Source organism: Anoxybacillus sp. TBDG-1 (assembly GCF_054815885.1).
Map to the genome: position 1 here is coordinate 1 of NZ_JBTZSY010000013.1, position 22,118 is coordinate 22,118.

A 22,118-nucleotide genomic window follows, 5' to 3' on the forward strand; every position below is an offset into this window, starting at 1 on the left:
CCGTTTGTCTCTTTTTAAATGGTAATTATTGTAACAAAAATTGCTCAACTACAGTACTTTATTTTTATTTATGCACGACTTACCGAAAATACGCGAAGCGATCTTTTCGCATTTAACAGAGGAAACGAAAGAAAAAGTACATTTTATGATGTCTCGTCTATCATATGTCGTATTCGGCTTTTGGAAAGCACAATTTCTCGTTAGTTTAATTATTTTTGCCGTATCGCTAGTAGGATTGTTGCTTATTACACCAAAAGTGGCGTTGTTTACTGCGTTTATCATTTGGGTGGTCGACTTCATTCCAATTATTGGTTCCATTCTCGTGATGGCTCCATGGGCTATTTTCCATTTCATCACAGGGGACACTGTATTAGCCACAAAACTATCAATTCTTGGCGTCGTTTTGCTTATTTTACGCCGCACAATTGAACCGAAAATCATGGGAGCGCATATCGGGTTGTCGCCGCTAGCCACGCTCATTTCCATGTATTTAGGTGTAAAAATCATGGGGGGGCTCGGACTTATCTTATTCCCACTGCTACTGATCGGCATAAAATCAGCGAAAGAAGCAGGTATTATTAAATTCAACTTTAAATTGTAAAGAGGGTGACAATTCACCCTCTTTTTAAAATCCTAAAATGGCTTTAATGACAGATGTCGTTTCACCGCCACGGTAAAACACGTATAACAACAAATAAACAGCAACGCCTGTTGTTGCGGTGAAAAACCAAACGATGCTTGTCACTGGACCAATTTTTTTATGGCGTACCCAATTTTTTTTCACCGCGGAAAGCAACGTCACAATGCCAAAAACGGCACCCGCAGTCGCTAAAAAAATGTGGAAAAACAAAAAGATTGTATAATAAATTTTTATATCGTCTGGACCACCGAAACTTGTATTGCCAATAAAGATCGTACGCGACAAGTAAATGATGAAAAAGGCAAGCGCAAAAGCGGCGGCAAGCCACATCGTTTTTTCGTGTTTCTTCACTTGCTTTTGGCGAATAAAATACCAGCCAACCGCTACAAGAATCGCACTAATGACAATAAAGCTTGTACTAATCGTAGGTAAAATCGGTACCATAACTTCTCCCCTCTTTATTTTGTTGTTTGAACAGCGATCGTTTCCTCATCTCGTTCTTTCCGATACCATGCAATAAAAATGTAAAACAACATGACTCCGTATACAATTTCTTGAATAATTTTCATCAATACACCACCGAGCTGTTGGTCGTGTAGTAACGACATCGAGCTAAACATTTCTGGTCCGCTCAACTCAAGCGATGATAACGTGCTTTGTGGCACACAAAGCGCTAACGCGTTCATCCATGCAGCAGGATCGTAATATGTGGCATATAACGGCGTATCGGCAAAAATAATGAGCGCACATGCTGGTGTAAGCAACACTCCATCAGCGAAAATGTAGCCGATTTTTTTCAAGCCAGATAATGTTGAAAAGCCTTTTACTTCATTGACGAGTGGCCACCACATGATCATCGCGGAAATAAAAATGGCAATTGTCATGAACGCATGTAGCCACATATTTGTTTTTACAACATCGAAAATAAGCGGCACATGATATAACGAGAAAATCCCATTAAACAAAAATAAGGCGATGAGCGGCTTCGTGAAAAACATAAACGTTGAACGAATGATTTGAATACGAAAAAGCGCTTCAAACATCCACGATGGAATGCCTTTAATGAGAAGCGGCGGCACCATTAAATAAAGGACAGCCATTTGCGTCATATGCGCACTAAACATTAAATGACCTAACAAATCGACCGGAGAACCTTTGCAAATGTAAAGCAAAACAATCGCAGTAACAAACAACGTTTTTTGTTTTGTCGTCGTCGGCTGTTTTGAACGGTTTACGAGCCAAAAATAGGCGATCGTCACAGCGACTAAAAAAATGAAAAAGTACGGACTCCACATCGCTTCAAAACCAAATATACTTAACGGCATCATATTCACCTCGCTTTTTTCCGATTTTATTATACTACAAACGTAACAAACGTGAAAAGAAAAGAAGCTAGCAGATGCTAGCTTCTTAAATCCAAACGATCGTTAAAAATGCCCAAATGGTAACGAACGCTACAACGACACCACCGTATAAGAAAAGCGCTGGAAGTTCATGCCCTTTATGACTCATATGCATAAAGTAATACAGTTGGAAAATGACTTGCACAACCGCTAACAACAAAATGAACGGTACAGCAAACCAAGCGGAAAATCCTTCATATCCAACCGCAAAAAAAGCGATGAGCGTTAAGAAAATCATTAACGTAAATGAAATGATTTGATGTTTCATTTCTTCCGCATTTTTTTTACGACGATATTGCACATCTACTTTTGGGTTTTGTACATGTGTATGATTTGCCATACAATCACCCCACCATTCCCATTAAGTATACGACCGTGAAAATGAACACCCAAACGACGTCGATAAAGTGCCAATATAAGCTTGCGACGTAAAACTTCGGTGCGTTATATAAGTTTAACCCACGTTTTGCGTTACGAACCATTAATGTAATAATCCAAAGTAAACCGAACGCCACGTGACCGCCGTGCGTCCCAACTAACGTATAAAACGCTGAAGAAAACGCACTCGTTGAAAACTTAAATCCTTCATGTACGTACTCTGTAAACTCGTAAATTTCAAGCGCTAAAAAGGCTGCGCCAAGCAATACGGTAATGCCGAGCCAAAGCTGCATTTTTTTAAAGTCAAAATTACGCATATGATGCATTGCGTATACGCTTGTTAAGCTGCTTGTAAGTAGTAGCATCGTCGCTAAAAAGACGATTGGCATTTGGAACAATTCTTTTCCAGATGGCCCGCCTGCTACAGAATCTTTCAGCGCTAAATATGTGGCGAAGAGAGAGGCGAACAATACCGTCTCTCCCCCGAGGAAAAACCAGAAACCTAAAAACTTATTTTTCCCTTCAAGGGTCGCTTTTTCAGGCTCTGCCGGAAACGTCTCTGCCGTTAATTTTTCTTCCACATGCATTATGCCCCAGCCCCCTTCTTCTCTGCTTCCATCACTTCTTCTTTATGAATATGGAAGCCGTGGTCATCGATAATTGAACGGAAGAACATCGCACCAAGCGTAATAAGTAATCCGACTACGCCAACCGGTGTTCCCCACGCATGATCTTGATGGAACAAGAAACCGAATGCCGCTACAAATAAGCCAAGCGAAATGATAAAAGGTAAAATGGATGGATTTGGCATATGAATGTCACCAAGCGGCTCTGCTGGTGTTAACCCTTTTTTGCCTTCCATTTTTTCAATCCAATATGCATCTAAACCACGTACAAGTGGCGTTTGCGCAAAGTTGTACTCTGGCGCTGGCGAAGATACTGCCCATTCCAACGTGCGTCCATCTTCCCATGGATCGTTGCCAACGCGCTTTCCTTTTACTGTTGTCATAACAACGTTTGCTAATAACACGACTGTACCTGCTGCCATGAAAAATGCACCAACAGTACTAATCATATTTCCTGTTTCAAATCCTTGACCAGGCAAGAATGTGAACACGCGACGTGGCATACCCATTAAGCCAAGGAAATGTTGAATAAAGAACGTTAAATGGAACCCGATAAAGAATAACCAGAATGTTACTTTTCCTAATTTTTCATCTAGCATTTTACCAAACATTTTTGGCCACCAGTAGTGAGCCCCGGCGAGTAGCGCAAATACAACCCCACCGACGATAACGTAGTGGAAGTGGGCAACGACGAAATAGCTGTCATGGTATTGATAGTCTGCCGCAGCTGTCGCGTTCATAACCCCTGTCACCCCACCGATAACGAACGATGGAATGAACGCTACCGCATACATCATTGGCGTTGTAAAGCGAATGCTTCCGCCCCACATTGTAAATAGCCAGTTGAAAATTTTAATTCCTGTTGGAACGGCAATTGCCATTGTCGCAACCGCAAAGATGGCGTTCGCAATTGGACCCATACCAACTGTAAACATATGGTGCGCCCATACCATGAAGCCTAAAAATCCGATTAACACCGTCGCAAATACCATTGAAGAGTAACCGAATAAACGTTTGCGCGAGAACGTTGCGAAAATTTCCGAGAAAATACCAAACGCTGGCAAGACGAGAATGTATACTTCTGGGTGACCGAAAATCCAGAACAAGTGCTCCCAAATAATCGTATTTCCACCAAGCGCTGGGTCAAAGAAGTTTCCACCGAACAAACGATCCATCATCATGAAAATCAAACCGACTGTTAATGGCGGGAACGCGAATAAAATAAGCGCAGATGTAACAAACGTTGCCCATGTAAACATCGGCATGCGCATATATGTCATTCCTGGTGCGCGCATATTAATGATTGTAACGAGGAAGTTAATCCCACCAATTAACGTTCCGAGACCAGAAATTTGTAATCCTAACACGTAAAAGTCAATACCGTGTGTTGGTGATGCGAGTGATAACGACGCATACGATGTCCAACCTGCATCAGGTGCTCCACCTAAAAACCACGATAAGTTTAAAAATACACCACCGAAGAAAAACAACCAAAATCCAAGCGAGTTTAAAAATGGGAACGCTACGTCGCGCGCACCGATTTGAATCGGTACAACAGCGTTCATCATCGCAAACACGAGCGGCATCGCCGCAAGGAAAATCATCGTCGTTCCGTGCATCGTTAACACTTCATTGTAGAAACCCGCACTAATGAAGTCATTGTTTGGCACGGCGAGCTGAATGCGAATAATCATCGCTTCTAAACCACCGAGCAGGAAGAAAATTCCGCCGGCAATTAAGTACAAAATCGCAATCTTTTTATGGTCTACTGTCGTTAAGTAGTCCCAAATGACTGCGCCGACACCTTTTTTCCGAGCTAACGTACTCACAGTTTAACCTCCCTTTATCGATAATCCCCTTACTCAACTGATAATGTCATTAAGTATTTTGTTAATGCTTCAAGCTCTTCATCAGACAATGCTGGATAAGTGCCTGTCATTTTGTTGCCTGGTTTAATTTTCTCTGGATCTTTTAACCAAGCTTTTAAGTTTTCTTCATTATGTTCTAAAATGCCAGCAATGCGTGAACGGTCTGCAAAGTCCGCTAAGTTAGGCGCCAAGCGTGCTTGCTCTGGACGACCATCAATCGGTGTCACCGCGTGACAGCCAATACAGCTTTTGTTAAAAATTTCTTCCCCTCGTTTCACAACAGGATCTGTGGAAGCAACAGGTTTTGCATTTTTCATTTTTTCTATCCATTGATCAAACTCAGCGCGAGGAAGCGCCTTCACTTTAAAATCCATTAAAGCGTGTGACGGACCGCAAAGCTCCGCACATTTTCCGTAAAATAGACGTCCTGCCTCTTCGGCACGTTTGTCATCAAATGTGAGGAAAAATTGGTTTGTGTTATCTGTATTTGTATCCATTTTTCCTCCAACTGCAGGCACCCAGAACGAGTGTTTGACGTCAGATGCTTTTAAGTTGAAATATACACGCTCACCTGTTGGGACAACTAAATCTTGGCTTGTAATAATGCCGTAGTCCGGGTACTCAAACTCCCACCAGTATAAGTTCGCGCGAACATTTACGACAACGACGTCGCGTTCTTTTTCGTTCATCGGTTTTACATCCGCCAGTTTAAACGTGTATAAAACCGTTGGAACAGCTAAGATGATGAGTAAAATGATCGGAATAACTGTCCAAATAATTTCAAGCGTGTGGCTTCCTTCCACTTGCTTTGGAATTTTGTTTTCTTCCCCTTTCCGACGACGGAAGCGAGTCACAACGTAAAGGAAAATGATTGTTACAACCGCAATGACGATGACCATGATGGCCGTGCTGAGCAGCATAAGTTTGTACTGCATGTCAGCTACTTCTCCTGCTGGCTGAAGCGTCGATAAAAACGGCTTACCGCAACCAGCTAGCAAAAGCGCCATGGCGGATACGAGAGAAACCAAGCGCCAATTTCGTAGCCACTTCTTCATAGCCTAATCAAACCCCTCTTTCGATTATGAAATAAAGTGAAATATATACATTCTTTCTTTACAAAAAGAAAGAATTGTAAACCTTTTTAATCAATCGTGACAATAACCATGGTGACAAATAAAATGGTCAAATAGTTTAACGAATAAATGAACATCCATTTCGCCCATTTCATATCGTCTTTCATCTTAAAGCCCGCTAATCCGAGCGCTAGCCAACCGACGTTTAACAACGTCGCAATGACTAAAAACGGAACACCTAATGAAAATAAGTAAAATGGAAGCGGTAAAAGTGCCACAATCCAAATGACAATTTGTCGTTTTGTCACCGCAAATCCATGAACGACAGGGAGCATCGGAATGCCCGCTGCACGATATTCTTCACATCGCTTCATCGCCAGCGCTAAAAAGTGCGGCGGCTGCCATAAAAACATAAGCAAAAACAAAATAATCGGAACGATGTGGAAGGCGTCATCGACTGCCGTCCAACCAATAACCGGCGGAACTGCACCAGAAATGCTTCCGATGACGGTATTAAACGTATTGCTTCGCTTAGACCACATCGTGTATAAAAAGACGTACGTCACAACGCCAATCAGTCCAACGACCGCAGCAGTAACGGTTGTCATTAATAAACTTAGCGTACCGACGGCGACAAGAAGGACGCCAAACCAAAGCACACGCTTTGGATCTACACTTCCGCTTACCGTTGGACGACTTTTCGTCCGCTCCATTAAATGATCAATATCGCGATCGATAAAATTATTTAATGCGCACGAACCTGCAATGACGAGCGCAGATCCAACAAGCGCGAAAAATACAGTATGCAAATTGCTTAAAAATCCTTTTCCTGTAAAATGAAAAGCTAGCCAAAGTCCTGTAAACGTCGTAATTAAATTGGAGTTGACGATGCCAATTTTCACGACTGCCAGCACATCTTTTAAAGCACCTGATTGTATTTTTGTTGTTTTTACATCTTCGACTACATCCGCCATGTGCCGCCACTCCTCTCTTATGCCTTTGAAGGCGTTTCCATTATATACACGATAACGATATGTCGTCTCTGTATATTAAAGCACATTTCTTCGTCAATTTGTGAACTTTTTTTGTCTTAATTGTGTCGAATTTGTGTCAAAAAGAGATTATTACGATGAAAACGTTGAAAAATAACTGCACTTATATTTCTAGCAAACTCCATACAAATATTCAACTACATTTGTCACGTTTGCTATATTGTAAAATAATAAAACTTTGCGCTTTTCGACATTTTCCGCTAATATGAGAGTAGAATTTTTCACACGTATTTCACATTTATTATACAGTTTTTACTAGACATTTGCTATATAAAATTTTTATGTTAAGGAAGTGAATACATTGCAACGTCTTTTAAAATGGTTTGCTGTAGCGACGACAATCGGCATGCTTTTCGTTTTAATTGGTGGAGCGCTTGTAACGAAAACAGGATCAGGTATGGGTTGTGGTCGTTCGTGGCCGCTTTGTCACGGACAGCTCATTCCGTCTAATATTACGTCAGAGCTGCTGATTGAATTAAGCCACCGCGTCGTCTCCGGTGTCGTTGGATTGATGGTGCTTATTTTATCAATTTGGGCTTGGAAAGCGATCGGGCATATTCGTGAAACGAAATTTTTGGCGATCGTTTCATTCGTCTTTCTCGTTTTGCAAGGACTGATCGGTGCCGCTGCAGTCGTGTGGGGACAATCGGACGTTGTCCTTGCGCTTCACTTTGGGATTTCATTAATTTCATTTGCAGCCGTCTTTTTATTGACGTTGTTTATTTTTGAAGTCGATAAAAAATTTGATGCCGCATCTGTTGTGCTTGATCACAAGATGAAATTTCACATTTACGGCATTATTGCGTATTGCTATATCGTCGTGTATACAGGTGCGCTCGTTCGGCATAAACAGGCGAGTTTAGCGTGCCCGAGCTGGCCGTTTTGCGCGCAAACACGGTTGTTCCCGACGCAACTACATGAATGGGTACAAATGGGACACCGTTTTGCAGCAGGGTTATTGTTTGTTTGGATTTTAGTGGCAACGATCGATGCGATGAAACGATATAAACAGCAACCGATTATATATTGGGGTTGGCTTATTGCGCTTATTCTCGTCAGCTGCCAAGTCGCCACAGGAGCACTCGTCGTCTTTACGGAATTGAATTTATACGTCGCCTTAGCTCATGCGTTTTTCATTTCATGTTTGTTCGGCGTGTTAAGTTACTTGGTTCTACTGGCAACGCGCAGTAAAAAAGGAACGGAAGCACGACATGAATCAAACGTTATTCCATCTGCCGTATTGAAATAAAAGAACGAGGGATCCCTCGTTCTTTTATTTTTCGGCTAATTCAATTAATAAATCTCCCGTTTGAATCGCGTCGCCGCCTTTGACGTAAATATCTTTGACAACGCCTGAAAACGGGGCTTGAACGGTCGTTTCCATTTTCATCGCTTCCGTAATCATTAGATGGTCCCCTTTTTTCACTTTCTCTCCTTTTTCCACAAGCACTTTCACAACCGTCCCTGGCATCGTCGCAGCAATATGGTTCGGATTGTTACGGTCTGCTTTCACACGCGCCACAATCGTCGTTTTAATGCTTTCGTCTTTTACGACAATTTCACGTGGCTGACCGTTTAGTTCGAAGTAAACAACTCTCGTTCCGTCCGCTTGTGGCTGACCGATCGCCACGAGCTTGACGATTAACGTTTTTCCTTTTTCAATTTCGATTTCAATTTCTTCACCAAGACGCATACCGTATAAAAATGTTGGTGTATCTAAAACAGATACGTCACCAAACTGTTCAACGGTGCGTGCGTATTCGACAAATACTTTCGGATAAAGCGCGTAAGCTAACACATCGTAGTCAGTCACTTCACGCTGAATGAGATGGTACAATTCCTCTCTTAACTTTTCAAAGTTGACTGGCTCTAATAGTTCACCCGGACGAACGGTAATCGGTTCGCGCCCTTTTAAAATAATGCGTTGCAATGTTTTCGGAAATCCGCCATGCGGTTGACCGAGATAGCCTTCAAATAGCTCAACAACAGAATCTGGGAAATCGAGCGTGTCCCCGCGTTCGTAAATGTCTTGTTCTGTTAAATTGTTTTGTACCATATATAGCGCCATATCGCCAACGACTTTCGATGATGGCGTCACTTTTACGATGTCGCCAAATAAATCGTTAACACGGCGATACATCTCTTTTACTTCATCCCAACGATCTCCTAAGCCGACTGCTTTCGCTTGTTGTTGCAAGTTGCTATATTGTCCGCCCGGCATTTCGTGCATATATACTTCCGTATGCGGCGCGTTCATGCCGCTTTCAAAGTCTGCATAATATTGGCGCACATCTTCCCAATAACGCGACAATTTTTCAAGCGATGCGATATCCACTTCTGGCGCACGCTCCGTTCCTTCTAGCGCATAATAAAGCGTATTGGCGCTCGGCTGTGACGTTAAACCAGCCATGGAGCTAACAGCGACATCTACAATATCTACCCCTGCTTCAATCGCTTTCGCGTACGTATAAATGCCGTTGCCGCTTGTGTCGTGCGTATGCAAATGAATCGGAATATCGACGACCTCTTTTAAAGCGGAAATAAACGTATACGCTGCTTGCGGCTTTAATAGTCCTGCCATATCTTTAATCGCTAAAATGTGCGCGCCTGCTTGTTCGAGCTCTTTTGCTAAGTTTTTATAGTAGTCGAGATTGTATTTCGTGCGCGCCGGATCGAAAATATCACCCGTATAACAAATCGCTGCCTCCGCTACTTTCCCAGATTGACGTACCGCATCGATTGCAACCGTCATTCCTTTCACCCAGTTTAAACTATCGAAAATGCGGAATACGTCAATGCCTGCTTCGGCTGATTTCGCAACGAACTCACGAATGACGTTATCTGGATAGTTTTTATATCCAACAGCATTGGAGGCGCGAAGCAACATTTGAAACAGGACGTTTGGAATTTTTTCACGCAATTGAATGAGGCGCTCCCATGGATCTTCTTTTAAAAAGCGATATGCGACATCAAACGTCGCTCCGCCCCACATTTCCATCGAAAACAGTTGCGGCCATAAACGCGACGTCGGCTCCGCGATGCGCATCAAGTCGTTTGTTCGCACGCGCGTGGCTAAAAGCGATTGATGGGCATCGCGAAACGTCGTATCCGTTAGCAACACCCGATTTTGCTCTTTAATCCATTGGACAAGCCCGTCAGCTCCGCGCTCATCTAAAATTTGTTTCGTCCCTTTTGGCATCGGTTCAATATAGCTTATTTTCGGAATGCGCGGTGGATCAAATACTGGCTTTTTCTTTTTTCCGATGCCTGGGAATCCATTTACGGTGACCGTTCCAATATATGATAACAGTTTCGTCCCACGGTCTTTTCGTTTCGGGAAAATAAAGAGCTCAGGTGTCGTATCAATAAACGATGTATCATATTCCCCTGTTAAAAATTTCGGATGTTGGACGACGTTTTCTAAAAACGGAATGTTCGTTTTAATGCCGCGAATACGAAACTCCCGCAGGTTGCGCAACATTTTCGCCGCCGCTTGTTCAAACGTTAACGCCCACGTCGTCACTTTCACTAATAGCGAATCGTAATACGGCGTAATGACCGCCCCTTGAAAACTATTTCCTGCATCTAACCGAACGCCGAAGCCACCGCCTGAGCGGTACGCCATAATTTTCCCTGTGTCTGGCATAAAGTTATTTAGCGGATCTTCTGTTGTAACGCGCGACTGAATCGCATATCCGTGCACATGAATATGTTCTTGTTTCGGGATGCCAACTTTTTCGCTATGTAGCGCATGACCTTCCGCAATTAAAATTTGCGATTGGACAATATCAATGCCCGTAATCATTTCCGTAATTGTATGCTCGACTTGGATGCGCGGATTTACTTCAATAAAGTAAAACTCATCGCCAGAAACGAGAAACTCGACGGTTCCTGCGTTGACGTATTGCACGTTTTTCATGAGTTTGACTGCTGCTTCGCAAATTTCTTCGCGAAGCTCCTTAGAAAGCGATACGCTTGGCGCCACTTCGACCACTTTTTGATGGCGGCGCTGCACCGAGCAATCTCGGTCGTATAAATGAACGATGTTGCCGTATGCATCGCCTAAAATTTGCACTTCAATATGTTTTGGATTTTCAATTAATTTCTCGACATATACGTCATCGCTACCGAAAGCTGCTTTCGCTTCCGATTTCGCGCGCTCGTATGCTTCTTTTACTTCCGATTGCGAACGAACGATGCGCATCCCACGACCGCCGCCACCTAATGCCGCTTTGATGATCATCGGATAACCGTATGTCTCACCGAAGCGCAAGACGTCCTCCAAGCTTTGCACAGGGCCATCGCTTCCCGGAATGACCGGAATACCCGCTTGTTTCGCTTGGTGACGCGCTTTTACTTTATCGCCAAACATATTTAAATGCTCTTGGCGTGGACCGATAAAAATGATGCCTTCTTCTTCGCATCGTTTCGCAAATTCGATGTTTTCCGATAAAAATCCATATCCTGGATGAATCGCATCGACATCATGCATTTTTGCGATTTCAATAATGCCTTCAATGTCTAAATACGCTTCAATCGGCTTTTTTCCTTCCCCAACTAAATACGCTTCATCTGCCTTATAGCGATGGTACGATCCTGCGTCTTCGCGCGAATAAATCGCAACGGTGCGAATGCCAAGCTCGTTGCATGCGCGAAAGACACGAATCGCAATTTCCCCACGGTTTGCGACAAGTACTTTTTGAATACGCCTCATATGTGATCCTCCCCCTATTCTTCATATAAAAACTATAACGAATTTTCTGTATTTGTAAATAGGATTACAAAAAAGAAATATCATTTTTTTGAATATTGCTTTTTTCATTTTTATGCTTTTCGTAGTTTGTCACTGCAGAAATGTTTGCTAATATGCCGACAGACATCATAAGTAAAACGAGCGATGAACCGCCGTAGCTCACAAACGGCAAGGTAACCCCTGTAAGTGGAATGATTCCTGAAATTCCACCGAGATTGATAAATGCTTGAAAGCCAATCATCGTCGAAATGCCAATCGCTAATAAGCTGCCGAACGCATCGTGGCATTTTCTTGCAATAACAAAACCACGCAAGACGATAAATGATAATAAAAGAAGGACGAATGAAACACCAAATAAGCCAAGTTCTTCTGCGATGACCGCCATAATAAAGTCCGTATGCGCTTCCGGCAAATAGCCGTACTTTTGAATGCCTTGTCCAAGTCCCAGCCCTTTTAAGCCTCCGTTTGCGATCGCAAAGTACGAGTTAATGAGCTGGTATCCTTCTTTTTGAGGATATGCAAACGGATCGAGAAAACTGTAAATACGCGCCATGCGTACTTTTGTGAAAACTTTGTCATATATAAACGGACCGGCAACAAGCGCGACAAGACTAGCAATTAATCCGAACAATAACAACTGTTTCATTAATAGCCGTTTGCTGGCGGCAGAAGAAAAAATAATCGCTGCGCAAATGAACGCGATAATCACCATCGTTCCAACGTCTGGCTGCAAGAAAATAAGCAAGCAAATGAACAGCACATAATAAATCGGAAAGAGCACGTCTTGCGAGGAAGTTTGCAATTTTTTTTGTTTGTTTGCTAGCACCCCGCTTAAATATACAATTAAGCCGATTTTCGCAAATTCAGCGGGCTGAATGTTAATAGGTCCGATTTTAATCCAGCTCGTGGCATTGTTTGCTGTATGTCCAAACAAAAGGACATAAATGAGCGGCAAAGGCATGGCAAAAAAAACGAATTGCAAAAACTTTTTGCGCGCATAATGTTTGTACGGAACAAATGCAATGAATAAAAACATACATGCCCCGATGATCCACGCCCATTTTTGTTTTTGAAAAAAATAATCGCTCGCCGTATGAAAACGAGTAACTGCTGTAATCATGCTTGCGCTATATACCATGATAAGCCCAAACAACGATAATAAAAATACAGCGATGATTAACGGATAATCATGATATTTCATAAACGTTTTCAAGCGCATCTGCCCCATCTTCCTTTTCACTTTCTTATTTGCATTGTACTATAAAACAGAAAAAACCCAAACGAAATTCGTTTGAGTTTTTGTCATTTTTTCTTCTTTTTCGTGCATGCTTCATGCAATGCTGAAAGCTCGCGCTCAAGTCGGTCTAAAATGGCCTTCCCGTCTTTTTCATCGACAAGTCCTAATCGAACCGCAAAATCAATTTCACGGGATAAACCGAACATTTGCGTATCTAACACTTCTTCATATAGCGGACACTGCGGCATCGTTAAGTGATCCATTTGCACTTGGATTAGTTTTACAATTTTTTCCGCATCGGCTTGCAATAACGAATAGGCTCTTTCCCGAAAATTTATCGCCACTTCAGGCGTCACGTCGACCCCTCCGTTCCGTACGTTCCTGTTTCTTCATCTTATCGTGAATACGAAAAAAATGCAAGCATCGTGTCTTGACCGATTCATTTTACAAACAAGCGCTTTCGTCATATAATGAAAGGCATATAGGGGGGATAAACATGGTCATCGTCATCAAAGGGAACGTCAAATTTACGATTACACTCGATCCGAGCGTATGGATTTTTGACGATCGAAAAGTAGATGTACATACTTATTTTACACATCATCGACAAATCGAACAACGAGAACACATAGACGACATTCAAAACATTTCAGCGTATTGGGATCGTGAAATTCAAGAAGGAGCGGTGTCGCCTCCGACGCTGCAAACGGAAAAGCAATTTGAAAAAGAAAAAATATTAACCGGTACGTTCGGCATGCCGTTTGCCCCATTTTTACGCAACGCACAACCGAACGAGAATGCAACACGTTTCACTATCGTCACAGAAAACGGCGATACGACGATTTCGCTTGCTGATGCTTATGAACTATTATTATGTTTTTCAAAAGACGGCAAACCGCTCAAAGAAGACGGGCCTGTCCATATTTATTTTGGCGATGGTTCAAATCGCGACAACCCAATCACCCACGTTCGGGCGTTTATCGTCGAGTGAAAAGAGGCGTTTTGCCTCTTTTCTCACAAAAGGTCTGCCGCAAGCTGCGCAAGCGATGAGCGCTCTCCTTTAACTAACCGCACGTGCCCAGCTACTTTTTGTTCTTTAAATTTTTCAACAACATATGTGAGCCCGTTATTATATTCGTCTAAATACGGATGATCGATTTGGGCCGGATCGCCCATTAACACAATTTTACTTCGCTCCCCAACGCGCGTTAAAATCGTCTTCACTTCATGTTTCGTTAAATTTTGCGCCTCATCAATAATAATAAACTGCTCTGGAATGCTTCGTCCGCGTATATACGTGAGCGCCTCCACTTCAATCGAGCCCATACCTGATAAAATCGCATCAAGCTCCCCCGGCTTTTTTGTATCGAATAAAAAGTGTAAGTTATCAAAAATTGGTTGCATCCACGGTCGTAATTTTTCTTGCTTCTCGCCTGGCAAATAGCCAATATCTTTCCCGACAGGTACGATGGGGCGAGCAACGAGCAACTTTTTATATAGCCGCATATCTTCCGTCTGCATCAGTCCTGCCGCTAACGCCAGTAACGTTTTTCCTGTCCCTGCTTTTCCGATGAGCGTCACAAGCGGAATGTCGGTGCGAAGCAACAGTTCACATGCCATCGTTTGTTGTACGTTGCGCGGACGAATGCCCCAAATATGGTCGTAATGAAACACAAGTTTGCGCACTTTTTTTCCTGTATGATCGACGATGCCAAGCGCTGATGACGAACCGCCAAGCGCATCTTTCATAATAATAAATTGGTTCGGATAAAATGGATGGTTTGTAATTTCCGCCAGCACAAGTTCGCCTTTTTCATAAAAGCGCACTAAATGTTCTGGGTCTATGTACAAATCTAAAAATCCCGTGTAAATATGGTCAATTTCAACGACGCGGTCGCTTAAAAAATCTTCCGCCTCCAGCCCAATCGCATCGGCTTTGACACGTACGAGCGCATCTTTACTGACTAAAATAACAGGGCGACCGTTTTCTTTCGTCTGTTCTTCAAGCAATAAATTTTTCGCAACGGCTAAAATGCGATTGTCGTTTGTTTTTTCAACAAAAATTTCTTGTAGTTGCTGAAACGAGCGGTGATTTAATTCAATGCGCAACACTCCGCCATGATCGAGCGGAATTTTTTCATGCAACTTCCCGTTTTTTCTTAAGCTATCAATAATTTTAGATACTTGGCGAGCATTTCTTCCTATTTCATCCATATATCGTTTTTTCGAGTCCACTTCTTCTAATACGACAGCCGGGATGACCACTTCATTATCTTGAAAGGAAAAAATGGAATACGGATCTTGTAAAAGCACGTTTGTATCTAATACGTATATTTTTTTGCTCACGCTTTTTCCCCCTTGACGACCGTCGTTGGACGGGATTGTTGTTTATATATTATGAACGGACGCATAAAGATAGAAGAAGTTTTGCAAAATAAAGTTAAAGACGAAAAGGGGTGGAACGATTGAAATATATCATCATCTTCATGTTGCTTTTTATAAGCGCTTGCGGACAACAAGCGCAACCGAATGATCGCGACTCGCTCGTTCATGTGAAAAATACGACAAATGAAAAAACCGTCAATAAATCCGGGCAACAAATCGCGCGTCATCTCGCAAATCTTGCGAGCAGCGTGCCGAATGTGAACGATGCGACCGTGTTAGTTGTCGGGAAATATGCGTTAGTAGGCATCGATGTGAACGCTAAGCTTGATCCGTCGCGCGTCGGAACAGTGAAATATTCCGTTGTGGAAAGTTTGCAAAAAGATCCGTACGGGGCAAATGCAATCGTCATTGCGGATGCAGATTTAAATACGCGGCTGCGAGCCATTCAAAAGCAAGTAGAGAAAGGAAAACCAATTCAAGGATTTATGGACGAATTAGCCGCTATTGTCGGACGGGTTATGCCTGAAATTCCGAGCGACTTTTTACAAACGACAAATCCGCGCTCCACAAGACAAAACGATAAGCAGTTAAACGGTGGTGAACAAAAGCAACTAGAAAAAGAGCAACAAAAACAATCAAACGACCATATGAAATAAGCCGAGCAATATGCTCGGCTTATGCTTGTTTTAACGCGCTCATCACTTGTTGATCGAGTTTGGCGGCAGCTTGCGCATCATACGTTTTTTCGTATTTCGGCTCGAGTGCAATTTTTGCGCCGTAAAACATAACATCACGCACTTCCTCAATATTTACTTGAATAACTGCAAGCTTCAACGGAACGTTTTCTAGCTTTTCAACTTTCACATGCGCTTTTCCGCTAATGGAATACGTCGATTCGTTAGCGATCAAAACGATGGACATAGCTGGATTAGCCTGCACGTTTGCGACGATGCGCGAGCGTTGATCGACGGCAAAATACACTTTATCATTCGCCGGCGCGTACACCCATGAAATTGCGCTTGCATTGGGCGCGCCTGTTTCATGGTCGATCGTACATACAATGATAAATCGTTCTTTTTGCAACGCTTGGAACAAAGGCTCAATTAATGTCGGTTCTACCGCATTTGGCATATGTATCCCTCCTTATTTTTATCATACCTTTTTTTCACACACTTTCAAATGATATGATATACTAATTTTCAAGAAAAGCGCAAAGCGCCCGCCTATCGGCGAAGAGCGAACAAGCCCCACCGGGGAGGCTGTCGCCGCCGCAGTGTGGGGCGAATCGACTCGAGCCGATGGCGCTTGGAGCTAGACATCAATTCGAAATTTTATACTTTCTTATCTTTTTTAAAAAATTTTCAAAAAAACATGTGAGGGTTTACGATGAGAGTACGATGCATTCTTTGTGAAAAAATAGATACGTTAGACGACGAAACGTTGCTGGCAAAACGGTTGCGCAACCGCCCGATTCATACATATATGTGCCAACATTGCCATGATCGCATTGAGAAAAAAACGAAAGAGCGGCTAGCTACCGGCAAATTTCGCTTTTTTCGCACGAGCAAACATGAAACGGAATGGTAATGAAAAAAGTCCTACATGTGAAAAAGTTATAGAAAACAAACTGTCGTCACCCATAGAGATTGGTGGGCGACGACAGCTATAAATAATGAGTAAGTAACTTATTTTTCTAAAAGTTGTTTCACTTCTTCTTCCGTAAGATCTGTGATGTGTGCAATATCTTGGACACTCATTCCTTTCCGTACCATCGTTTGTACAAGATGCTTCATGCCTTGTCGTTCATACGAAATCATGAGTTCCAACACTTGTTCTTTTTCTTTCGTCCCCATTTCATTCACCTCGCTTCGCAGTCTTCGTTCTTCTTCATCGGATAGTTTCACATATGTTTCAAAAAAGCCAAACAATAACCGTTGTTTCGCTTCGTCTAATTCCATTCGGACAAGCATGCGTAAAAATTGTTTTTTCAACTCTACCCGTTCACTTTCAGTATACCCCATTTTACTTAGTAGTGCAGCGGCGATCGGGTTGTCTTGACGAATGTAGTTTCGCCAGTTTTGTTTACGAAGCTCCACAGTAAAAAAGTGAAAATTAAGCACATGACCAAACGGAGATGGGAGGGTAAATGTCGATGGTTCATCGCGGATCGGATCGTAGCTAAAGACGGCAATCGGTACGATATGTTTACGGTATTTTTCAAACAAGCGGCTAAAGTAAATAAACATTCGTTCGGGAAACGACGGTTGGACGTAGCTTTGATTTTCGATATGAACGATAATCAAACTATCCTTGCCTTTCAGTTTTCTCCCCTGCCGTTACATCGGTAAATAGTTCCTCCGACAAAAACGATACGTGGCGAAAGTCGATATGCTCATGCATCATTGGGAAAAAGAGAACGATAAATTCCTCAAAAAACGTTTGGATCAACTCTTTAAACAGACGGTCGTGGTCAATGGACATACATTCACCTCGCGTACTTTTTTAGATGTCTTTATTCGACAAATAAGGATCATTTTTCCTCCATATGTTAAACGATTAAAATAAGGAAAAACGCCCTGCATCATGCATGGGCGCTTATTGGTAATTTACATATTTTTCAGGTTCGCGATTGATTTGATCGAGCATCGTTTCGACGAGCTCGGCTGGAAAGCGAAACGTGCGCGATTCGTTGTTTACAGTAAATGTAACTGTATAGACGTCGTCTTCTTTTGTATATGCGATTTGCTCAACCGCATGATCTTCACGCAACAAATCGGCAAAAAATCGTTCTGTTTCTTGTGCTGCTGTATCGTCCGGGCGCGCCTGTGCGACCACTTTAATCGTCAACCAATTGTACACTGCATCTTGTAGTTTCACGCGCGTTCCCCCTCACGGCGAAGCCGCCATTTATAAATGATTAATACGATCGCTGCGACAAGCAATCCTTCTGCGACAGGTAAAAAGACGGCAAAAAACGTTAAAATCGTGCAGCCAAGCACAAGTAGCGCATAAATGACAACGTTTTTTAATAGCGGCAGCTCGCGGGCAAAGCCGAGACGATAGACGATGATCGATAAAACGATGATCGTCACGTACAACAGCCACATCCCTTTTGTCGGTTGTTCATGCACGTTGTATAGCGAAGCGAAAAACGACAGGCGACCGATCACATCCATGACGACTCCCCCTATTTCTTTTGCTCAGCAAGTTTTTTCTTTTTCGCGATTTTTTCGCGTTCGTTTTTATCTAATATTTTTTTTCGCAAGCGAATCGATTGTGGCGTCACTTCGCAATATTCGTCGTCGTTTAAATATTCAAGCGCTTCTTCTAACGTCATGAGGCGCGGCTTTTTCATCGTCACCGTTTGTTCTTTCGTCGACGAGCGGACGTTTGTCACATGTTTCATTTTGCATACGTTGACGACTAAATCGTTGTCGCGGCTATGTTCGCCAACAATCATCCCTTCATACACTTCCGTTCCCGGTTCGATAAAAATGACACCGCGGTCTTCGACTTGCATAATGCCATAAGCCGTCGCTTTTCCTGTCTCCATCGAAATGAGCACACCTTGATGTCTCCCGCCAATTTGACCTGGGATGACAGGTTGATAACTGTCGAACGAATGGTTTAAAATGCCGTATCCGCGCGTAAGCGACATAAATTCTGTCCGATAGCCGATTAATCCGCGCGCAGGGACGAGGAAAATAAGACGCACTTGTCCGTTTCCGTTGTTGATCATATCGATCATTTCTCCTTTGCGCGCCCCAAGCGACTCCATAATCGCCCCCGTATATTCTTCAGGAATGTCGATTTGCACGCGCTCGACTGGCTCGCACATGACGCCGTCGATTTCTTTCATAATGACTTCTGGCTTTGATACTTGTAGCTCAAATCCTTCACGGCGCATATTTTCAATTAAAATGGATAAATGAAGCTCCCCGCGTCCTGACACGATCCATGCATCTGGCGAATCCGTTGGCTCAACGCGAAGCGACACGTCTGTTTCTAACTGTAAGCGAAGACGCTCTTCAATTTTTCGCGCTGTCACATGTTTTCCTTCCCGTCCAGCAAACGGGCTATTGTTGACGAGAAACGTCATTTGTAACGTCGGCTCGTCAATGCGAAGCGGAGGTAACGCTTCTTGAGCATCAAGCGGACATACCGTCTCGCCTACGTTAATATCTTCCATACCAGAAACGGCAACTAAATCGCCTGCTTTTGCTTCTTCAATTTCAATGCGTTTTAAGCCGAGGAAGCCAAACAGTTTTGTCACGCGAAACGTTTTCACCGAGCCATCTAGCTTCATCAGCGCCACTTGCTGCCCCACTTGCATGCGTCCGCGGAAAATGCGTCCAATCCCGATGCGACCGACGTAATCGTTATAATCGAGAAGCGCCACTTGAAATTGCAGCGGCTCATCGCTATTGTCGATTGGCGCTGGAATATGTTCAATAATCGTTTCAAATAGCGCCGTCATATCATCGTCTTGTTTATCGGCATCTAAACTTGCCGTCCCGTTAATCGCTGAAGCGTACACAACTGGAAACTCAAGCTGATCTTCTGATGCACCAAGTTCAATAAATAAATCGATCACTTCATCGACAACTTCGTGCGGTCGAGCAAATTCCCGGTCAATTTTATTGACGACGACAATAGGCGTTAAGTTTTGTTCAAGCGCCTTTTTCAAGACGAAGCGCGTTTGCGGCATACATCCTTCGTACGCATCGACAACGAGCAACACCCCATCGACGAGCCGCATAATGCGTTCGACTTCGCCACCGAAGTCCGCATGTCCCGGCGTATCTAAAATGTTAATGCGCGTGCCTTTGTATTGAATGGCTGTATTTTTTGCTAAAATCGTAATGCCTCGTTCACGTTCTAAATCGTTGCGGTCAAGCGCCCGTTCTTCCACTTGTTCGTTCGCCCGAAACGTTCCAGATTGGCGAAGCAATTGGTCGACTAACGTCGTTTTCCCGTGGTCAACGTGCGCAATGATCGCGATGTTGCGAATATCGTTTCTCAATTGTTTTCAACTCCTATTTTTCAACATTGCGCGTCTATTATAGCACAAACATAGTAGAAAAGCGGAATGTTTTGTTGTAATCTAAAGGAAAGAGGAGGGGAACTTATGAATCGATTTCAACCGCTTTTTTTTATGATAGCGCTACTTGCGACGATGACGTTAATGAGCACCGGCATTGCGATCGCTTATCGACATGTGCCAGCGATCATCGGCTCGATCATTGTCTTTTTTGGCGTGATGGGGCTTGGGTTTTCACTTAAAAAAAGAAAAAGCGCTAACAATCGGTAGTTAGCGCTGAATGATCGCAAGTATTTCTTCATGCAATCCCGGCTTTGAAACGAACACTGAGCTTTTTTCAATCATATTGAGCGGCTCACCGTACAAGTTTGTCACCACACCGCCTACTTCTTGCACGATGACCATCCCGCCGGCAATATCCCACGGCGACAAACGAAGCGTAATGTAAGCATCAAGTTTACCTGATGCGATATACGCCATTTCTAACGCAGCAGAGCCGTATGAACGCGTGCCGCGCGCTTTTTTAACAAGCGGGGCAAGCACGGTCGGGTCAATATGACGATTTTCCGTCACCCACGTCGTGTTTAGTGAAATGATCGCACGGTCAAGCGACGTTTTTTCAAGCGGTGGAAGCGGCGTGCCGTTGACAAACGCTCCTTTTCCTTTTTGTGCATAATATAGTTCGTCAAACGCCACATCGTAAATGTAGCCAAGCATGCCGACGCCATCTTGAAACACTCCGACAGAAATCGCAAAATGGCGCTGTTGATGAACGAAATTCATCGTTCCATCAATCGGGTCGATGATCCAAACGACGCCGTCTAGCGCTTCAAGCGTATCGCCGAATCCTTCTTCTCCTAAAATGCGATGCGTCGGATACGTCCGACGAATGCGCTCAATAAAAAATTGCTCAATTTCCCGATCGACGTTTGTCACTAAGTCGGATGGGCTTGATTTCGTTTCGATTTTTAGTTTCGTTTGAAACGCATCGCGTATGCGCTCCCCTGCTTCGCGAATCCAATGCTGCATATGTTGATCAATTTCGTTCCACATATAAAACCTCCTGCATATACTTATGTAGAAAAGGCGGCGCTTGCCGCCTTTCATGTCGACAGACGAATAAGTTCTTGGCGTAGTCTTTCTAATTTTCGTTTGCATTCGTTTTTTTTCGCTTCGTTATTTTCTAACATCGCTTCATAAAGGGTGGCTAGTTCGTAATCGACTTCAAGCTTTAATACTTTTATTCGTCGTTCTCCGTCCATTTTCTTAAATGCATCAGCTGTTTTTTTCATATTGTGCACCCCTTCCGTTTGAAACATTCTTTTTTCTGAAAATTCCTTTTTTACATACTATGTAACGGAAAGGGGATATGCAACTTTACATTTTCACAATATCTCCGGCGGACAACTCTTTTCCTTTTTTTATCGTTTCGTACGGCGAATAGCTGCTTACTTTTTCAAATTCATCGCATAGTTTTCGCTCTTCCGCTTTGCTTGGGACGATTTGTTTAAAGCGGCGATATAAGTTCATAAGCTGCTCTCGTTTAATGCCTTGTTCGTACGCTTGCTCAATCCCTTCATAAAATTTAATGACGTCGATGATTTCTTCTGTTGACCAACTGTAATCAATCGGGTATGCATATTTCATGATTGTTCACCTTTC

At 43.1% G+C, this 22,118-nt stretch carries 22 protein-coding genes and 3 pseudogenes; 6 read left to right on the top strand and 19 right to left on the bottom strand.

Features of this window, described 5'->3' with window-relative positions; translation table 11 throughout:
- Positions 1-55: 55 nt before the first annotated feature.
- Positions 56-601: pseudogene (gene ytvI, locus ACYQY7_RS05600) on the top strand (sporulation integral membrane protein YtvI); the annotation flags it as partial.
- Between the two features lie 24 nt (positions 602-625).
- Here the strand turns inward: ytvI and ACYQY7_RS05605 are convergent.
- The 7 genes and pseudogenes from ACYQY7_RS05605 to cyoE all read right to left on the bottom strand — a co-directional run.
- Complete coding sequence (locus ACYQY7_RS05605; RefSeq protein ID WP_461201125.1) at positions 626-1,084, bottom strand: DUF420 domain-containing protein; 459 nt, start codon at positions 1,082-1,084, stop codon at positions 626-628.
- Between the two features lie 14 nt (positions 1,085-1,098).
- The gene (ctaG, locus tag ACYQY7_RS05610) at positions 1,099-1,968 is read right to left on the bottom strand and encodes a cytochrome c oxidase assembly factor CtaG (RefSeq protein WP_461201180.1); all 870 of its coding nucleotides are present in this window, start codon (positions 1,966-1,968) and stop codon (positions 1,099-1,101) included.
- A gap of 82 nt (positions 1,969-2,050) precedes the next feature.
- Positions 2,051-2,383, bottom strand: a complete 333-nt coding sequence (gene ctaF, locus ACYQY7_RS05615; RefSeq protein WP_461201126.1) for a cytochrome c oxidase subunit IVB — start codon at positions 2,381-2,383, stop codon at positions 2,051-2,053.
- A 4-nt stretch (positions 2,384-2,387) separates the two neighbouring features.
- Positions 2,388-3,008, bottom strand: coding sequence for a cytochrome (ubi)quinol oxidase subunit III (locus ACYQY7_RS05620; RefSeq protein ID WP_461201127.1), 621 nt, complete (start codon positions 3,006-3,008; stop codon positions 2,388-2,390).
- On the bottom strand, positions 3,008-4,876 hold the full coding sequence (gene ctaD / locus ACYQY7_RS05625; protein WP_461201128.1) for a cytochrome c oxidase subunit I: 1,869 nt from the start codon (positions 4,874-4,876) through the stop codon (positions 3,008-3,010). Before ctaD ends, ACYQY7_RS05620 begins: the two co-directional genes overlap by 1 nt.
- A 29-nt stretch (positions 4,877-4,905) precedes the next feature.
- Complete coding sequence (gene coxB, locus ACYQY7_RS05630; protein WP_461201129.1) at positions 4,906-5,970, bottom strand: cytochrome c oxidase subunit II; 1,065 nt, start codon at positions 5,968-5,970, stop codon at positions 4,906-4,908.
- 86 nt (positions 5,971-6,056) lie between these two features.
- Positions 6,057-6,908 (bottom strand): annotated as a pseudogene (cyoE, locus tag ACYQY7_RS05635) (heme o synthase); the annotation flags it as partial.
- 433 nt (positions 6,909-7,341) lie between these two features.
- Here cyoE and ACYQY7_RS05640 point away from each other — a divergent pair.
- Positions 7,342-8,289: a COX15/CtaA family protein gene (locus tag ACYQY7_RS05640; RefSeq protein ID WP_461201130.1), complete on the top strand. Its 948-nt coding sequence runs from the start codon at positions 7,342-7,344 to the stop codon at positions 8,287-8,289.
- Positions 8,290-8,313: 24 nt separating this feature from the next.
- On the opposite strand, the gene pyc is transcribed toward ACYQY7_RS05640, so the two are convergent.
- From pyc to ACYQY7_RS05655, 3 genes are all read right to left on the bottom strand, one after another.
- A complete protein-coding gene (gene pyc, locus ACYQY7_RS05645) occupies positions 8,314-11,754 on the bottom strand; it encodes a pyruvate carboxylase (protein WP_461201131.1) in 3,441 nt (1,146 codons plus the stop codon).
- Between the two features lie 64 nt (positions 11,755-11,818).
- Positions 11,819-13,021 carry a putative lipid II flippase FtsW gene (gene ftsW / locus ACYQY7_RS05650; RefSeq protein WP_461201132.1) on the bottom strand — a complete coding sequence of 401 codons (1,203 nt, stop codon included), beginning with the start codon at positions 13,019-13,021 and terminating at the stop codon, positions 11,819-11,821.
- A gap of 74 nt (positions 13,022-13,095) precedes the next feature.
- Complete coding sequence (locus ACYQY7_RS05655) at positions 13,096-13,386, bottom strand: Fpa/YlaN family protein (RefSeq protein WP_004891276.1); 291 nt, start codon at positions 13,384-13,386, stop codon at positions 13,096-13,098.
- A gap of 140 nt (positions 13,387-13,526) precedes the next feature.
- On the opposite strand from ACYQY7_RS05655, the gene ACYQY7_RS05660 reads away from it, so the two are divergent.
- Positions 13,527-14,021 (top strand): peptidyl-prolyl cis-trans isomerase, encoded by a 495-nt coding sequence (locus ACYQY7_RS05660; protein ID WP_461201133.1) that lies wholly within the window; start codon positions 13,527-13,529, stop codon positions 14,019-14,021.
- A 23-nt stretch (positions 14,022-14,044) separates the two neighbouring features.
- On the opposite strand, the gene ACYQY7_RS05665 is transcribed toward ACYQY7_RS05660, so the two are convergent.
- Positions 14,045-15,376, bottom strand: a complete 1,332-nt coding sequence (locus ACYQY7_RS05665) for a PhoH family protein (protein ID WP_461201134.1) — start codon at positions 15,374-15,376, stop codon at positions 14,045-14,047.
- Positions 15,377-15,486: 110 nt separating this feature from the next.
- Between ACYQY7_RS05665 and ACYQY7_RS05670 the strand changes: the two genes are divergently transcribed.
- Complete coding sequence (locus ACYQY7_RS05670; RefSeq protein ID WP_461201135.1) at positions 15,487-16,071, top strand: YhcN/YlaJ family sporulation lipoprotein; 585 nt, start codon at positions 15,487-15,489, stop codon at positions 16,069-16,071.
- Positions 16,072-16,090: 19 nt separating this feature from the next.
- On the opposite strand, the gene ACYQY7_RS05675 is transcribed toward ACYQY7_RS05670, so the two are convergent.
- Positions 16,091-16,546 (bottom strand): pyridoxamine 5'-phosphate oxidase family protein, encoded by a 456-nt coding sequence (locus ACYQY7_RS05675; protein WP_461201136.1) that lies wholly within the window; start codon positions 16,544-16,546, stop codon positions 16,091-16,093.
- A gap of 255 nt (positions 16,547-16,801) precedes the next feature.
- Between ACYQY7_RS05675 and ACYQY7_RS05680 the strand changes: the two genes are divergently transcribed.
- Positions 16,802-17,002 carry a YlaI family protein gene (locus ACYQY7_RS05680; RefSeq protein ID WP_461201137.1) on the top strand — a complete coding sequence of 67 codons (201 nt, stop codon included), beginning with the start codon at positions 16,802-16,804 and terminating at the stop codon, positions 17,000-17,002.
- Between the two features lie 98 nt (positions 17,003-17,100).
- Here the strand turns inward: ACYQY7_RS05680 and ACYQY7_RS05685 are convergent.
- The 4 genes and pseudogenes from ACYQY7_RS05685 to typA all read right to left on the bottom strand — a co-directional run bounded on the left by ACYQY7_RS05685 (position 17,101) and on the right by typA (position 20,438).
- Positions 17,101-17,896, bottom strand: a pseudogene (locus tag ACYQY7_RS05685) (Rpn family recombination-promoting nuclease/putative transposase).
- A 114-nt stretch (positions 17,897-18,010) separates the two neighbouring features.
- The gene (locus ACYQY7_RS05690) at positions 18,011-18,292 is read right to left on the bottom strand and encodes a hypothetical protein (protein ID WP_461201138.1); all 282 of its coding nucleotides are present in this window, start codon (positions 18,290-18,292) and stop codon (positions 18,011-18,013) included.
- Positions 18,289-18,591 carry a YlaH-like family protein gene (locus tag ACYQY7_RS05695; protein WP_461201139.1) on the bottom strand — a complete coding sequence of 101 codons (303 nt, stop codon included), beginning with the start codon at positions 18,589-18,591 and terminating at the stop codon, positions 18,289-18,291. Before ACYQY7_RS05695 ends, ACYQY7_RS05690 begins: the two co-directional genes overlap by 4 nt.
- An 11-nt stretch (positions 18,592-18,602) precedes the next feature.
- Positions 18,603-20,438, bottom strand: a complete 1,836-nt coding sequence (gene typA, locus ACYQY7_RS05700; RefSeq protein ID WP_461201140.1) for a translational GTPase TypA — start codon at positions 20,436-20,438, stop codon at positions 18,603-18,605.
- A gap of 105 nt (positions 20,439-20,543) precedes the next feature.
- Here typA and ACYQY7_RS05705 point away from each other — a divergent pair, with 105 nt between their 5' ends.
- Positions 20,544-20,726 (top strand): DUF5325 family protein, encoded by a 183-nt coding sequence (locus ACYQY7_RS05705; protein WP_461201141.1) that lies wholly within the window; start codon positions 20,544-20,546, stop codon positions 20,724-20,726.
- Here ACYQY7_RS05705 and ACYQY7_RS05710 read toward each other — a convergent pair whose 3' ends face one another.
- From ACYQY7_RS05710 to ACYQY7_RS05720, 3 genes are all read right to left on the bottom strand, one after another.
- Positions 20,727-21,509, bottom strand: a complete 783-nt coding sequence (locus ACYQY7_RS05710; protein WP_461201142.1) for an inositol monophosphatase family protein — start codon at positions 21,507-21,509, stop codon at positions 20,727-20,729.
- A gap of 50 nt (positions 21,510-21,559) precedes the next feature.
- Complete coding sequence (locus ACYQY7_RS05715) at positions 21,560-21,748, bottom strand: hypothetical protein (RefSeq protein ID WP_461201143.1); 189 nt, start codon at positions 21,746-21,748, stop codon at positions 21,560-21,562.
- An 85-nt stretch (positions 21,749-21,833) separates the two neighbouring features.
- A complete protein-coding gene (locus ACYQY7_RS05720) occupies positions 21,834-22,103 on the bottom strand; it encodes a UPF0223 family protein (protein WP_461201144.1) in 270 nt (89 codons plus the stop codon).
- Between the last annotated feature and the right edge of the window lie 15 nt (positions 22,104-22,118).

What these genes read in the sequence shown, in the direction of transcription:
- ACYQY7_RS05605 (WP_461201125.1), bottom strand. Translation starts at nt 1,084, where the DNA reads ATGGTACCGATTTTACCTACGATTAGTACAAGCTTTATTGTCATTAGT.
- ctaG (WP_461201180.1), bottom strand. Translation starts at nt 1,968, where the DNA reads ATGATGCCGTTAAGTATATTTGGTTTTGAAGCGATGTGGAGTCCGTAC.
- ctaF (WP_461201126.1), bottom strand. Translation starts at nt 2,383, where the DNA reads ATGGCAAATCATACACATGTACAAAACCCAAAAGTAGATGTGCAATAT.
- ACYQY7_RS05620 (WP_461201127.1), bottom strand. Translation starts at nt 3,008, where the DNA reads ATGCATGTGGAAGAAAAATTAACGGCAGAGACGTTTCCGGCAGAGCCT.
- coxB (WP_461201129.1), bottom strand. Translation starts at nt 5,970, where the DNA reads ATGAAGAAGTGGCTACGAAATTGGCGCTTGGTTTCTCTCGTATCCGCC.
- pyc (WP_461201131.1), bottom strand. Translation starts at nt 11,754, where the DNA reads ATGAGGCGTATTCAAAAAGTACTTGTCGCAAACCGTGGGGAAATTGCG.
- ftsW (WP_461201132.1), bottom strand. Translation starts at nt 13,021, where the DNA reads ATGGGGCAGATGCGCTTGAAAACGTTTATGAAATATCATGATTATCCG.
- ACYQY7_RS05660 (WP_461201133.1), top strand. Translation starts at nt 13,527, where the DNA reads ATGGTCATCGTCATCAAAGGGAACGTCAAATTTACGATTACACTCGAT.
- ACYQY7_RS05675 (WP_461201136.1), bottom strand. Translation starts at nt 16,546, where the DNA reads ATGCCAAATGCGGTAGAACCGACATTAATTGAGCCTTTGTTCCAAGCG.
- ACYQY7_RS05680 (WP_461201137.1), top strand. Translation starts at nt 16,802, where the DNA reads ATGAGAGTACGATGCATTCTTTGTGAAAAAATAGATACGTTAGACGAC.
- ACYQY7_RS05695 (WP_461201139.1), bottom strand. Translation starts at nt 18,591, where the DNA reads ATGGATGTGATCGGTCGCCTGTCGTTTTTCGCTTCGCTATACAACGTG.
- ACYQY7_RS05705 (WP_461201141.1), top strand. Translation starts at nt 20,544, where the DNA reads ATGAATCGATTTCAACCGCTTTTTTTTATGATAGCGCTACTTGCGACG.
- ACYQY7_RS05710 (WP_461201142.1), bottom strand. Translation starts at nt 21,509, where the DNA reads ATGTGGAACGAAATTGATCAACATATGCAGCATTGGATTCGCGAAGCA.
- ACYQY7_RS05715 (WP_461201143.1), bottom strand. Translation starts at nt 21,748, where the DNA reads ATGAAAAAAACAGCTGATGCATTTAAGAAAATGGACGGAGAACGACGA.
- ACYQY7_RS05720 (WP_461201144.1), bottom strand. Translation starts at nt 22,103, where the DNA reads ATGAAATATGCATACCCGATTGATTACAGTTGGTCAACAGAAGAAATC.